Source organism: Streptomyces sp. NPDC014991, from assembly GCF_043080665.1.
Lineage (GTDB): Bacteria > Actinomycetota > Actinomycetes > Streptomycetales > Streptomycetaceae > Streptomyces.
Window position 1 is genome coordinate 70468 of record NZ_JBIBVY010000009.1, and the last position, 13089, is coordinate 83556.

Annotated in this window: 11 protein-coding genes; 7 read left to right on the forward strand and 4 right to left on the reverse strand. The window is 71.9% G+C overall.

Annotated elements, in window-relative coordinates:
* The first annotated feature begins 207 nt into the window (after positions 1-207).
* The 3 genes from ACF1BE_RS16370 to ACF1BE_RS16380 all read left to right on the forward strand — a co-directional run bounded on the left by ACF1BE_RS16370 (position 208) and on the right by ACF1BE_RS16380 (position 2612).
* Positions 208-411, forward strand: coding sequence for a cold-shock protein (locus tag ACF1BE_RS16370; RefSeq protein WP_077060004.1), 204 nt, complete (start codon positions 208-210; stop codon positions 409-411).
* Positions 412-757: 346 nt separating this feature from the next.
* The gene (locus ACF1BE_RS16375) at positions 758-2236 is read left to right on the forward strand and encodes a DEAD/DEAH box helicase (protein ID WP_392199704.1); all 1479 of its coding nucleotides are present in this window, start codon (positions 758-760) and stop codon (positions 2234-2236) included.
* 46 nt (positions 2237-2282) lie between these two features.
* Positions 2283-2612, forward strand: coding sequence for a CBS domain-containing protein (locus tag ACF1BE_RS16380; RefSeq protein WP_392199705.1), 330 nt, complete (start codon positions 2283-2285; stop codon positions 2610-2612).
* Between the two features lie 476 nt (positions 2613-3088).
* On the opposite strand, the gene ACF1BE_RS16385 is transcribed toward ACF1BE_RS16380, so the two are convergent.
* A complete protein-coding gene (locus ACF1BE_RS16385; RefSeq protein WP_392199706.1) occupies positions 3089-4144 on the reverse strand; it encodes a LacI family DNA-binding transcriptional regulator in 1056 nt (351 codons plus the stop codon).
* A 312-nt stretch (positions 4145-4456) separates the two neighbouring features.
* Here ACF1BE_RS16385 and ACF1BE_RS16390 point away from each other — a divergent pair, with 312 nt between their 5' ends.
* From ACF1BE_RS16390 to ACF1BE_RS16405, 4 genes are all read left to right on the forward strand, one after another.
* The gene (locus tag ACF1BE_RS16390) at positions 4457-5785 is read left to right on the forward strand and encodes an ABC transporter substrate-binding protein (RefSeq protein WP_392199707.1); all 1329 of its coding nucleotides are present in this window, start codon (positions 4457-4459) and stop codon (positions 5783-5785) included.
* Complete coding sequence (locus tag ACF1BE_RS16395) at positions 5782-6807, forward strand: carbohydrate ABC transporter permease (RefSeq protein ID WP_392199708.1); 1026 nt, start codon at positions 5782-5784, stop codon at positions 6805-6807. The genes ACF1BE_RS16390 and ACF1BE_RS16395 overlap by 4 nt, the downstream gene beginning before the upstream one ends.
* Positions 6804-7700 carry a carbohydrate ABC transporter permease gene (locus tag ACF1BE_RS16400; protein WP_392199709.1) on the forward strand — a complete coding sequence of 299 codons (897 nt, stop codon included), beginning with the start codon at positions 6804-6806 and terminating at the stop codon, positions 7698-7700. Before ACF1BE_RS16395 ends, ACF1BE_RS16400 begins: the two co-directional genes overlap by 4 nt.
* A 112-nt stretch (positions 7701-7812) precedes the next feature.
* On the forward strand, positions 7813-9246 hold the full coding sequence (locus ACF1BE_RS16405) for a GH1 family beta-glucosidase (RefSeq protein ID WP_392199710.1): 1434 nt from the start codon (positions 7813-7815) through the stop codon (positions 9244-9246).
* 91 nt (positions 9247-9337) lie between these two features.
* Here ACF1BE_RS16405 and ACF1BE_RS16410 read toward each other — a convergent pair whose 3' ends face one another.
* From ACF1BE_RS16410 to ACF1BE_RS16420, 3 genes are all read right to left on the reverse strand, one after another.
* Positions 9338-10780, reverse strand: a complete 1443-nt coding sequence (locus ACF1BE_RS16410) for a cellulose binding domain-containing protein (RefSeq protein WP_392199711.1) — start codon at positions 10778-10780, stop codon at positions 9338-9340.
* Positions 10781-10913: 133 nt separating this feature from the next.
* Positions 10914-12317: a sensor histidine kinase gene (locus ACF1BE_RS16415; RefSeq protein WP_392199712.1), complete on the reverse strand. Its 1404-nt coding sequence runs from the start codon at positions 12315-12317 to the stop codon at positions 10914-10916.
* Positions 12314-13021 carry a response regulator transcription factor gene (locus tag ACF1BE_RS16420; protein ID WP_392199713.1) on the reverse strand — a complete coding sequence of 236 codons (708 nt, stop codon included), beginning with the start codon at positions 13019-13021 and terminating at the stop codon, positions 12314-12316. Before ACF1BE_RS16420 ends, ACF1BE_RS16415 begins: the two co-directional genes overlap by 4 nt.
* Positions 13022-13089 lie beyond the last annotated feature (68 nt).

Sequence of the window (13089 nt, forward strand, 5' to 3'; positions counted from 1 at the left end):
ATTCAGAGCGATTCGGGATCAGGATTTCTCAAACAGGCGGGCCGGGAGGGATTAGTCACGCCGCAGCGCCACTCCCGCCGTGCTACTGTCGTTTCCAGTTGCAGTTGTGGTTCCCAAAAACTCCAAGCTTTCCGGAGGGGCGATCATCGCGGCGACGCGGAGTCCGCACAGTGTGGACTCCGGGCACTGCCCCGAAGGAGATTTAACATGGCATCTGGCACCGTGAAGTGGTTCAACGCGGAAAAGGGCTTCGGCTTCATCGAGCAGGACGGCGGCGGCCCCGACGTCTTCGCCCACTACTCGAACATCGCCGCCCAGGGCTTCCGTGAGCTGCTCGAAGGCCAGAAGGTGAACTTCGACATCGCGCAGGGCCAGAAGGGCCCGACGGCCGAGAACATCGTTCCCGCCTGACACGCGCATCGTGAGCTGGGGCCCGCACCTTGGGGTGCGGGCCCCAGCTCATGGAGTATCCGGGCACAGCCCTCCCCCGCTCCCGGCGCCTGCCCGATGTGACAGGCCCCGCACCCGCGGGCTCACGTGCAGTGGGCGTTCCGATACTGCTCCGGACACACGTTCCGTATGAGCTTCGGCCTCGGCCGAGGACCCCTGCCGTCACTCTTTCCAGCGATCGCGGCTTTTTCTCCCGGCCGTATTCCCTTTCGCTGCTGTTTTCATTCTGGCCCGTTCTCGCGATTCTCCGTGCTGCTCTTCTTCCGCGGTAATTCCTTGACACGAGCCACATCGAGGAAGGTTCCGCATGAACCGCACACGTACTTCCGAGCGCTCCCGCACCCGTTCCGGTGGCGGCTCCGACCGCGCCGGCCGCTGGAGTGGTTCCGGCCGCTCCGGCAAGCCGAGCCGCTCGGGTGGCCCGGCCCGCCGGACCTCCGTGCAGGGCGAGTTCGCCCTGCCCGTCACGCAGACCCCGGCGCTGCCCGCCGTCGAGGCGTTCGCCGATCTCGACATGCCCGAGCAGCTGCTGGCCGCGCTCCGCACCGAGGGGATGAGCGTGCCGTTCCCGATCCAGGCCGCCACCCTCCCCAACACCCTCGCCGGCCGTGACGTCCTGGGCCGCGGGCGCACCGGGTCCGGCAAGACCCTGGCGTTCGGTCTGGCCCTGCTGGCCAGGACCGCCGGGCAGCGCGCCGAGCCCCGCCAGCCGCTGGCCCTGGTCCTCGTCCCCACCCGCGAGCTGGCCCAGCAGGTCACCGACGCGCTCACCCCGTACGCCCGCTCGGTCAGGCTGCGGCTGGCCACGGTCGTCGGCGGTATGTCGATCGGCCGCCAGGCCGCCGCGCTGCGCGGCGGAGCCGAGGTCGTCGTCGCCACTCCGGGACGGCTGAAGGACCTCATCGAGCGCGGCGACTGCCGGCTGAACCAGGTCGGCATCACCGTCCTGGACGAGGCCGACCAGATGACCGACATGGGCTTCATGCCCCAGGTCACCGCGCTGCTCGACCAGGTGCGTCCGGAGGGGCAGCGGATGCTCTTCTCCGCCACCCTGGACCGCAACGTCGACCTGCTGGTCCGTCGCTACCTGACCGACCCGGTCGTGCACTCGGTCGACCCCTCGGCCGGCGCGGTGACGACGATGGAGCACCACGTGCTCCACGTCCACGGCGCCGACAAGCACGCCACCACGACGGAGATCGCCGCCCGCGACGGCCGCGTGATCATGTTCCTGGACACCAAGCACGCCGTCGACCGGCTGACCCAGGACCTGCTCAACAGCGGGGTACGGGCCGCCGCACTGCACGGCGGCAAGTCCCAGCCGCAGCGCACCCGCACCCTCGCGCAGTTCAAGACGGGGCACGTCACCGTGCTGGTGGCGACCAACGTCGCGGCGCGCGGCATCCACGTCGACAACCTCGACCTGGTCGTCAACGTCGACCCGCCGACCGACCACAAGGACTACCTCCACCGCGGCGGCCGTACCGCCCGCGCCGGCGAGTCCGGCAGCGTCGTCACCCTCGTCACCCCCAACCAGCGCCGCGGCATGACGCATCTGATGTCGAACGCCGGGATCCTCCCGCAGATCACCCAGGTTCGGCCCGGAGAGGCGGAGCTGAACCGCATCACCGGCGCGCAGACCCCCTCCGGCATCCCGGTCGTCATCACCGCACCGGTGACCGAACGCCCGCAGCGCGGCACCGCCTCCCGCTCCCGGCGCGGCCGCCCCTCGCAGTCGGCCCGTCGGCCCGCCCGGCGGCGCTCCGCCTCCGAGACGGCTGCCTAGCCAACCCCGTCGGCAGGACACCACCACCCCATCGAGGAGGCACCCCTTGGCATCCGTCCGGACGCAGCTCCACCCGGCGAACGCGACGCCCCTCGATGCGGCGGTGGCCGACGCCACGGACTCGACCGGCCCGAAGGCGTGGGGTGACATGACCGTCGAGGTGGCCCTGTCCGTCATGGCCGGCGCCCGCATCGGGTACCTGCCCGTCTGCGACGAGGACGACCTGTGCACCGGCCTGGTCACCCAGGCCCAGCTCACGGTCGTCCGCGACAGCGCCACGTACACGGACCGGATGCGTCTGCGCGACGTCACCGGCAACACCGGCCCCAGCACCTCGGCTCCCGCCTGGATGGCGGACGCCGGGTACGCCGCGTAACCGGAGGCCGCGGCCCGGCGGCGGCCCCGCGCGTCCTGTCGCGCCGGTCGTCGCCGGGCTGCGGGGCCGCACCGGTGGCCGGGCACACAGGTCTTCGCGCCGGGTACGCCGCATAACTGAGCCCGCGTGGGTACGGCCGTCCCACGGCGGTCGCCGGACACACCGGTCGTCGCGGCGTTACGGCCCGCTCGCCGGGTACGCCGCGTGACTGGAGCCCGCGTCGGTACGGCCGTCCCACGGCGGTCGCCGGACACACCGGTCGTCGCGGCCTCGCGGCGGCCCGTCAGCAACACCCCCGCGCTCGGCGCCCACCGCCGGCGCGCCCGTCCCGACGCTGAGCACCCGCGCCGGAAGGCGGTACGTCCCGGCGCTGAGCACCCGCGCCGCAAGGCGGCAGGTCCCGGCGCGGGACGGGCCTCACGAGGACGCCCGCGTCACCACTTCCCCCGGCCCGACCGCCCGGCGGCGCCGACGCGTCACGAGGACGCCCGTGTGACCAGTTCCGTCGGCAGGACCGCCTGGCGGCGGTCCAGGCCCCGTGACGCGGCCGGGCGGCGGTCGGCGATGTCCGTGAGGAGCAGGTCGATCATGGCGCGGCCCATCTCCTCGATGGGCTGGCGGACGCTGGTCATGGGCGGGTCCATGTGCCGGGCGATGGCCGAGTCGTCGTAACCGACCAGGGCGATGTCGTCGGGGATGCGGCGGCCCGCCTCCCGCAGCACCTGCCGGGCGCCCGCCGCCATCACGTCCGAGCCGGCGAAGACCGCGTCCAGGTCGGGGTGCCGGTCGAGCAGCACCGTCATCGCGCGGCGACCGCCCTCCTCGGTGAAGTCGCCCGTCTCGATGAGCCGTTCGTCCGGCGCGTGGCCCGCGTCGCGCAGGGCGGCGCGATAGCCGTCGACGCGCCGCTGGGCGCCGTAGACGTCCAGCCGCCCGGTGATGTGCGCGATCCGGCGGCGGCCCCGGCTCACCAGGTGCTCCACCGCCGAGCGGGCCCCCCCGTAGTTGTCCGAGTCCACCGAGGTGAGCGTCTCGGCAGCCGAGCGCGGGCCGCTGATCACGGCCGGGATCTCCAGCTGGGCCAGCAGGTCCGGCAGCGGGTCGTCGGCGTGGACCGAGACCAGCAGCACGCCGTCGACGCGGTGGGCCGCCAGGTACTGGGCGAGGCGCCGGCGCTCCCGGTCGCTGCCGGCGAATATCAGCACCAGCTGCATCTCCGTCTCGGAGAGTTCGGAGCCGACCCCGCGCAGCATGTCCGAGAAGTACGGCTCGGCGAAGAACCGGGTCTCCGGCTCCGGGACGACGAGCGCGATGGCGTCCGTACGGTTGGCCGCGAGGGCGCGGGCGGCGGTGTTGGGGACGTAGCCGAGTTCGGCGACGGCCGCCTGGACCGCCGCGCGGGTGGCGTCGCTGACCCGGGGCGAGCCGTTGATCACCCGGGAGACCGTGCCGCGCCCGACCCCGGCCCGGGCAGCGACCTCTTCGAGCGTGGGCCGTCCCCCACCCCGGCCGCGCCCTCCGTGGGTTGCCATGGGCTCCGCCTCTCTCGACAGCAATTCCGATTGGCTGGAATCTAACAGTCCTGGCCAGAGCGGCGAGCGGCTGCGGGCGCCGGGCGCGGGCCGGTTAACACTCAGATAACTGAACGCATCCGTCCGCGTCCGGTCCCTTGACACCCCGCCCGGAAGGGACGACTCTTCAACTCATCACCTGTGGGAGCGCTCCCACAGTACCTGACACCTACATATCCCGCACGTTCCCCGCCCGAGCCGCAGCGAGTACGAACGGGCCCGATTCCATGCAGTTGGCCGGGGGGTCGGCACGTCAGGCAACAGGAGGACGCAATGCGCACGAGCATCCGCCGGTCCCAGCGGCTGATGGCCCTCGCGGCCGTGGCCGCGCTGACCACGGGGCTGCTGGCCGGCTGCGCCAACGACTCGGACGACGGATCGTCGGACAACTCGGGTGGCGACGGCAGTGGCAAGGGCAAGATCACGCTGACCATCGGAACCTTCGGCGTCTTCGGCTACAAGCAGGCCGGCCTCTACGACGAGTACACGAAGCTGCATCCGGACATCAGCATCAAGGAAAACGTCACCACCCGTACCGACGTGTACTGGCCGAAGGTGCTCACCCGCCTCCAGGCGGGCTCCGGCACCGACGACATCCAGGCCATCGAGGTAGGCAACATCACCGAGGCCGTCCAGACCCAGGCGAACAAGTTCGTCGACCTCGGCAAGGAGGTCGACAAGTCCCAGTGGCTGGACTGGAAGCTCGCGCAGGCCACCACGAAGGACGGCAGGACCATCGGGCTCGGCACCGACATCGGGCCGATGGCGATCTGCTACCGCAAGGACCTGTTCCAGAAGGCCGGGCTGGAGACGGACCGCACCAAGCTGGCCGCCCAGTGGAAGGGCGACTGGGCCAAGTACGTCGACCTGGGCAAGAAGTTCATGAAGAAGGCGCCCGACGGCGCGAAGTTCGTGGACTCCGCGTCCTCCGTCTACAACGCGGCCCTCGGCGGCGGTGCCACCCGGTACTACGACAAGGAAGGCAACGTCGTCTGGGACGAGTCGGACGGCGTGAAGCAGGCGTGGAACGCCGCGATGACGGTCGCCACCAGCGACATGTCGGCGAAGCTGAAGCAGTTCGACAAGCCGTGGGACCAGGGCTTCGCCAACGGCTCCTTCGCGAGCGTGGCCTGCCCGGCCTGGATGATGGGCTACATCGAGCAGAAGTCCGGTGACGCGGGCAAGGGCAACTGGGACGTGGCGGCGGCGCCCACCGCGGCCAACTGGGGTGGCTCCTTCCTCGGCGTGCCGACGGCGGGCAGGCACCAGAAGGAGGCCATCGCCCTGGCGAAGTGGCTGACCGCGCCCGAGCAGCAGGCGAAGGTCTTCGCCAAGCAGGCCAGCTTCCCGTCCACCCCGTCGGCCTACGCGAGCCTGAAGCCGGCCGCGGACACGACGGCGTACTTCTCGAACGCCCCGATCACGCAGATCTTCTCCGACTCGGCGAAGACGATCCCGACGCAGTACTTCGGCATCAAGGACCAGCCCATCAACACCGCGCTGACCGACGTGGGCATCCTCCAGGTCGAGCAGAAGGGCAAGTCGCCCGAGCAGGGCTGGCACGCGGCGAAGAACGAGATCAAGGACGTGCTCGGGCAGTGAGCAGCTCCAAGCAGGCTCTCGCGCATCCCGCGTCGAGCGCCGAGGCCGCGCCCGGCACCCCGCCGGGCGCGGCCCGGGGCGCTCGCGGTCGCGGCGCGCCGGCGGGCGCCGACTCCTGGCGCAGCCGGTTCTACCGCTGGGACACGAAGGCGGCGCCGTACGCCTTCGTCGCCCCCTTCTTCGTGCTCTTCGGGGCCTTCTCCCTGATACCGCTGCTCTACACGGCCTGGTACTCGCTGCACGACGTGCAGCTGTCCTCACTGGACCACCAGACCTGGGCGGGCCTGGACAACTACCGGAACCTGTTGTCCTCGGACTTCTTCTGGAACGCCCTGAGGAACACGTTCAGCATCGGCCTGATCTCGACCGTGCCGCAGCTGCTGGCCGCGCTCGGGCTCGCGCACCTGCTGAACTACAAGCTGCGCGGTTCCACCATGTGGCGCGTGGTGATGCTGACCCCGTACGCCACCTCGGTGGCCGCGGCGACCCTGGTGTTCACGCTGCTGTACTCGTGGGACGGCGGCATGGTCAACTGGGTCCTGCACTTCTTCGGGGTGGACCCGGTCAACTGGCGTGAGTCGGACTGGGGTTCGCAGTTCGCGGTCTCCTCGATCGTCATCTGGCGGTGGACCGGCTACAACGCGCTGATCTACCTGGCCGCGATGCAGGCCATCCCTGCCGACCTGTACGAGTCGGCGGCGATCGACGGCGCGAACCGCTGGCAGCAGTTCCGGCACGTGACGGTCCCGCAGCTGCGGCCGACCATCCTGTTCACGGTCGTCGTCTCCACCATCGGCGCGACCCAGCTCTTCGGTGAGCCGCTGCTGTTCGGCGGGGTCAGCGGCTCCAAGGGCGGCTCCGAGCACCAGTACCAGACGCTCGGTCTGTACATGTACGACCAGGGCTGGATCATCGGGAACCTCGGGAAGGCCTCCGCGATCGCCTGGTCGATGTTCCTGCTCCTGCTGATCATCGCCGCGGTCAACCTGCTGCTCACCCGACGGCTGAGGAAGTCCCAATGAGCCAACTGACCATCCCCCGGGCCGGGCGCCGGGAAGGAAAGGCGCCGCGGCAGCGCGGTCGCATGGGTGCCGGCAAGCAGCTGCACGCGGGCCCGGTGACGTACCTCGTGCTGGCCGTGTTCGCGCTGGTCTCGCTGGCCCCGCTGGTGTGGACGGCGATCGCGGCCTCCCGCACCGACCGGCGGCTGGCCCAGACCCCGCCGCCGCTGTGGTTCGGCGGCAACCTGTTCCGCAACCTGGAGGCGGCCTGGGACCAGGCCGGGCTCGGCACGGCGATGCTCAACTCGGTGATCGTGGCGGGCACCATCACGGTGAGCACGGTGCTCTTCTCCACGCTGGCCGGGTTCGCCTTCGCCAAGCTGCGGTTCCGGTTCTCCGGCGTGCTGTTGCTGCTGACCGTCGGCACGATGATGATCCCGCCGCAGCTGGCCGTCGTACCGCTGTATCTGTGGATGTCGGACCTGGGCTGGTCCAACCAGCTCCAGACGGTGATCCTGCCGAGCCTGGTGACCGCGTTCGGCACGTTCTTCATGCGGCAGTACCTGGTGCAGGCGCTGCCCACCGAGCTGATCGAGGCGGCCCGGGTGGACGGGGCGAGCAGCCTGCGGATCGTCTGGCACGTCGTCTTCCCGGCCGCGCGGCCGGCGATGGCGGTGCTCGGCCTGCTGACGTTCGTGTTCGCCTGGAACGACTTCCTGTGGCCGATCATCGCCCTGACCCAGCAGAACCCGACCGTGCAGGTCGCCCTGAACTCGCTCGGCACCGGTTACGTCCCCGACCAGGCGGTGATCATGGCGGGCGCGCTGCTGGGCACGCTGCCGCTGCTGATCGCCTTCCTGCTGTTCGGCAAGCAGATCGTGGGCGGCATCATGCAGGGCGCGATCAAGGGCTGAGCCGCCCGCACCACCCCGCCCGCACTACTTCACGGGGGCCGGGCCACCGCCGTCCCGGCCCCTGTTCCCCCTCATCCGTCGGCCCCTTCCGACCGCATATGGGAGCGCTTCCATGCCTGACTCCGTTCCGTCGTCCGTGACCTTCCCGCCCGCCTTCCTCTGGGGCGCGGCGACCTCGGCGTACCAGATCGAGGGGGCGGTGCGGGAGGACGGCCGCACCCCCTCGATCTGGGACACGTTCAGCCATACGCCGGGCAAGACGGCCGGCGGAGAGACGGGGGACGTCGCGGTCGACCACTACCACCGCTACCGCGACGACGTGGCGCTCATGGCGGAGCTGGGCCTGAACGCCTACCGCTTCTCCGTCTCGTGGTCCCGGGTGCAGCCGACGGGCCGCGGGCCGGCGGTCCAGCGGGGCCTGGACTTCTACCGCCGGCTGGTCGACGAGCTGCTGGCGGCCGGCATCAGGCCCGCGGTCACCCTGTACCACTGGGACCTGCCGCAGGAGCTGGAGGACTCGGGCGGCTGGCCGGAGCGGGACACCGCGTTCCGGTTCGCCGAGTACGCGCAGCTCGTCGGCGAGGCGCTCGGCGACCGGGTGGAACAGTGGATCACCCTCAACGAGCCCTGGTGCAGCGCCTTCCTGGGCTACGCCTCCGGGGTGCACGCCCCCGGCCGCACCGACCCGGCGGCCTCCCTGCGCGCGGCCCACCACCTCAACCTGGGTCACGGACTGGCGGCCTCGGCCCTGCGGTCCGTCATGCCGGCCCGCAACCAGATCGCGATCAGCCTCAACTCCTCGGTCGTACGGCCCCTCACCCAGGACCCGGCCGACCTGGCGGCCGCCCGCCGGATCGACGACCTCGCCAACGGCGTCTTCCACGGCCCGATGCTGCACGGGGCGTACCCGGAGACACTGCTCACCGCGACCGCCTCGGTCACCGACTGGTCGTACGTCCTCGACGGCGACCTCCGCACGATCAACGCGCCGCTGGACGCCCTCGGCCTCAACTACTACACCCCGGCGCTGGTCTCGGCCGTGTCCGGGGACACCAAGGGCCCCCGCGCGGACGGCCACGGGGCGAGCGACCACTCCCCCTGGCCCGCCGCCGACGACATCCTCTTCCACCAGACCCCCGGCGAGCGCACGGAGATGGGCTGGACGATCGACCCGACGGGCCTGTACGACCTCCTGATGCGCTACTCGCGCGAGGCCCCCGGGCTCCCGCTGTACATCACCGAGAACGGCGCGGCCTACGACGACAAGCCCGACCCCGAGGGCCGCGTCCACGACCCCGAGCGCATCGCCTACCTCCGCGGCCACCTCGCGGAGGTACGGCACGCCATCGCCGACGGCGCCGATGTGCGCGGCTACTTCCTGTGGTCCCTGATGGACAACTTCGAGTGGTCGTACGGCTACGGCAAGCGGTTCGGCGCGGTGTACGTGGACTACGCGACGCTGGAGCGCACCCCGAAGTCCAGCGCGCGGTGGTACGGGGAGGCGGCGCGGACCGGGACGCTGCCGTCGGTGGAGTCCCTGGCCTGACCGTCCCGGGCGCGGCCCGTCGTGGGGGCGGGCCGCGCCCGGGGGTGCCGGGCGGGGGCCGGCCGGGGGATGCCGGGGTACCTGCCGGGCGCTACTTGTAGGCGCCGAACGCCTTGGCGAACGCGTTCGTGTCCTGGCTGATGGAGCTGCACGTGGCGTCGGCGGTGGGCTTGGGGCCGCCGGCGCACTGCTTGTCGCGGGTCGCGGACCACATGGAGAGCCAGCCGATCCCCTTGGATTCGGCGAACTTCACCAGCTGGGTGGCGTCCTCGACCTTGAAGACCTCCGAGGAGACGTCGTTGACGCCGATCATCGGGGTGACGGCGACGGTCTTCCAGGCGGCGGAGTCGGACAGCCCCAGCACGCTCTTGATCTGGGCCTGCGTGGTGGTGGCGGCCTGCTCGGCGTAGGTGCCCATGTCGCCGCTGTACGAGGGGCCGTAGTCCATCGCCATGATGTTGACGGTGCTGGTCCGCACGCCGTTGGACCTGGCGTCGGCGAGCAGGTTCACGCCGTCCTGGGTGAGGCCCTCGGGCATCACCGGGAGGGTGAAGGAGACGTCCAGGCCGGGGTGCTGGGCCTGGAGCTTGGCGATGGCCTGGGCGCGGCGGGTGTTGGCCGCCGTGTTGGGCAGCGCGCCGCCCTCGACGTCGAAGTCGACCTTGGTCAGCTTGAACGCGTCGACCACCTTGCCGTACGCCGCCGCCAGCGCGTCCGCCGAGGAGCAGGTGGTGGCCAGCTCGGAGCCGGAGGCGCCGCCGAAGGAGACGCGGACGTCACCGCCCTTGGCGCGCAGCGCGCCGATCTGCGCGGCCACGCCGTCGCTGTTCACGTCGGTCACACCGCCCCACTTGGGGGTGCAGCCGCCACCGTCGTTGACGAAGGCGAGGTTGTAGTTCTTGACGCCGGTCGCGTCGGCGGCGCCGAGGAGGTCGAAGGCCGGGTAGAGCGAGGTGTCGACGTAGGGGGCGAAACCCGCGGAGGAGGCGGTGCCGGTGCCGGTGCTGCCGGTGGGGGTTGGGGTGGGCGCGGGGGTCGACCTGGTGGGGGTCGGGGTGGGGGCCGGCGTGGTCTGCGTGGGCCGGCCGCTCGGCTCGGGGGTGGCGCCGCCGTCCGCGGAACACTGGGCGTCGTCGATCCGGCAGCCCGTCGGGTCGCCGGTGCCGTCGATCACGAAGCCGACGGTCACCGATTTGCCGGGGGCCAGGCCGTCGGTGTCCCACGTGGCCGGCTTCACGGTCACGTGCTGACCGGCGACGCTGGAACGGCCGTTCCACAGGGAGCCGAGCCTGGCGCCCGCCGGGAGGTCGAACTCCAGCGTCCAGGTCTTCTCGGCCTGGCCGCTGTTGTTGGTGACGACGTACTGGGCGGAGTACCCGGTGGACCAGTCGCTGGTCCGGGTGTAGGCGGCGTTCACGCCGGCCGCGTTGGCGGTGCCGGTGAGCAGGACCGCGCCGCCGCCGATCACCGCGGCGGCCACCAGTCCGCCTATCGCCTTGTTCCTGCCGCTGATCCTGCGCCGGTGCGTGCTCATGCGCGTGCCTGCCTTCACTGCTCACGGGGGGGTCACAGGGGTTTCCCGACCTGTGGGATGCGGCAGCACGCTAGCCTGCCTGATTCGGACAAATGGCTTGTTCAGGACGGTGGTTGCCGGGCTTATGCCGCGCTTAAGGAAGCGATCGGGATCGGTTAATGGTCGGGACCAGCCGGCCCCGCCGGCGCCGGCGCACCGCTCCCCGATGACCCCGGCCCACCGGTCCCCGCCCGTCCAGCTGGAACCAGATCCGCACCTCGGTGCCGCCCAGGACCGAGCCGCCGATGCGGACGTCGCCGCCGGTGGACTCGGCCAGCCGGCGCACGATGTCCAGGCCGAGGCCGGTCGAGCCGGCGTTCCCGGAACCCCGGCCGCGGGCCATCGCCGCCTCCGGGTCGGGTATGCCCGGACCCGCGTCGGAGACCAGAACGATCACCGCGTCGTCACCGTTGTGCACGTCGACCGCGAAGGCGGTGCCCTCGGGGGTGTGCCGGAATACGTTGCCGAGCAGGGCGTCGAGGGCGGCGGCCAGGTCGGCGCGGGCCACGGGCACCCGCACCGGCCGGTCGGCGCCGGCCACCCGCCACTTGCGGCCCTCGTCCTCGGCCAGCGCGGACCAGAACTCCATGCGCTCACGCACCACCGCGGCCACGTCGCACCCGGCGCCGGGGCCGGCGGCGGCCGTCTGCGGCTTGGCCTCCCGGGCCGTGCGGATGATGGTGTCGACCTCGCGCTCCAGCTGGGCGACGGCCGCCCGGGTCTGCTCGGCGGCCGGTCCGGCACCGAGGGAGGCCGCGTTGAGCCGGAGGACGGTGAGCGGGGTGCGCAGGCGGTGCGAGAGGTCGGCCGCCAGCTCCCGCTCGTTGGCGAGGAGCTGGACCACCTGGTCGGCCATGGCGTTGAACGCTACGGCGGCGAACCGCAGTTCGGTGGGACCGTCCTCCGGCACCCGGGCGCCCAGCTTGCCCTCGCCCAGCTCGTGCGCGCCCTCGACCAGGCGCCGCGCGGGCCGCACCATGCGCACCCCGAGCCGGTCGGCGACCGCGACCGAGCCGACGATCAGCGCGAGGCCGACGGCCGCGAGCACCGCCCAGGCCGTGCCGACGCCGTTGGTCATCTCGGCCTCGGGGACGTACACCTCGACCACGGCGATCGCGCCGGAGCCGAGCGCGACCGGCTGGAGCAGGGCGGAGCCGCCGGGTACGGAGCCGGTGGAGGCGCGGCCGAGTCTGCGCACGGCCTGGATGTCGCGGCCGGCGGCGCGTTGCCGGCCGAGGTCGAGCGCCGCCCGGCCACCGTCGGCGGGCAGGTGCACGGCCATCCCGGAGTCGGCGCCGGCCGCGGCCACCACCCGCTCCAGCTCGTCCCGGTCGGTGGTGATGGACAGGGCGGGCGCGACCGCGGCGGCCTCCCGCTCGGCGTCTGCGAAGGCGCGGTCGCGGGCCATCTCCTTGACGACCAGACCGAGCGGCACGGCGAACGCCACCACGACCATCGTGGTGACCGCCAGACAGACCTTGACCAGAGCCCATCTCATCGCGGTGCCTCCCCGTCCGCCGGGGGTTCGAGCTTCACGCCGACCCCGCGCAGGGTGTGCAGATAGCGCGGCCGGGCCGCCGTCTCCCCCAGTTTCCGGCGCAGCCAGGACAGGTGGACGTCGATGGTCTGGTCGTCGCCGTACGACTGCTGCCAGACCTCGGCGAGGAGTTCCCGGCGGGAGACGACGACGCCGGGCCGGCCGGCCAGGAAGGTGAGCAGGTCGAACTCGCGGCGGGTCAGGTCGAGTCGGACGCCGTCCAGTTCGGCCTGGCGGCGCAGCGGGTCGACGGTGAGCCCGCCGACGCGGAGCACGCAGGAGGGCGGGGGTGCCGTGCCGGCGGAGCGGGCCCGGCGCAGCACGGCGGCCATGCGGGCGGAGAGGTGCTCGACGGAGAACGGCTTGACGAGGTAGTCGTCCGCCCCGGCGTTGAGCAGCCGGACGATCTCCGCCTCGTCGTCCCGGGCGGTGGCGATGATGACGGGCACGTCGGTGATGCCGCGCAGCATCTTCAGGGCCTCCGAGCCGTCCAGGTCGGGCAGTCCGAGGTCCAGGACGACGACGTCGAAGCGGAGCTGGGCGACCTCGCGCAGCGCCTCCAGTGCCGTACCGACGCTGCGCACGGTGTGTGCGGCGTCGGTCAGGTGCCGGATGAGCGCCGAGCGTACGAACTGGTCGTCCTCGACCACGAGAACACGTGCCATGCGCCGCACCGTACGCCATGCGGGCGGCGGCGGGCGGGCGCCTGTGGACAACTCGGGACAGGTGCGTA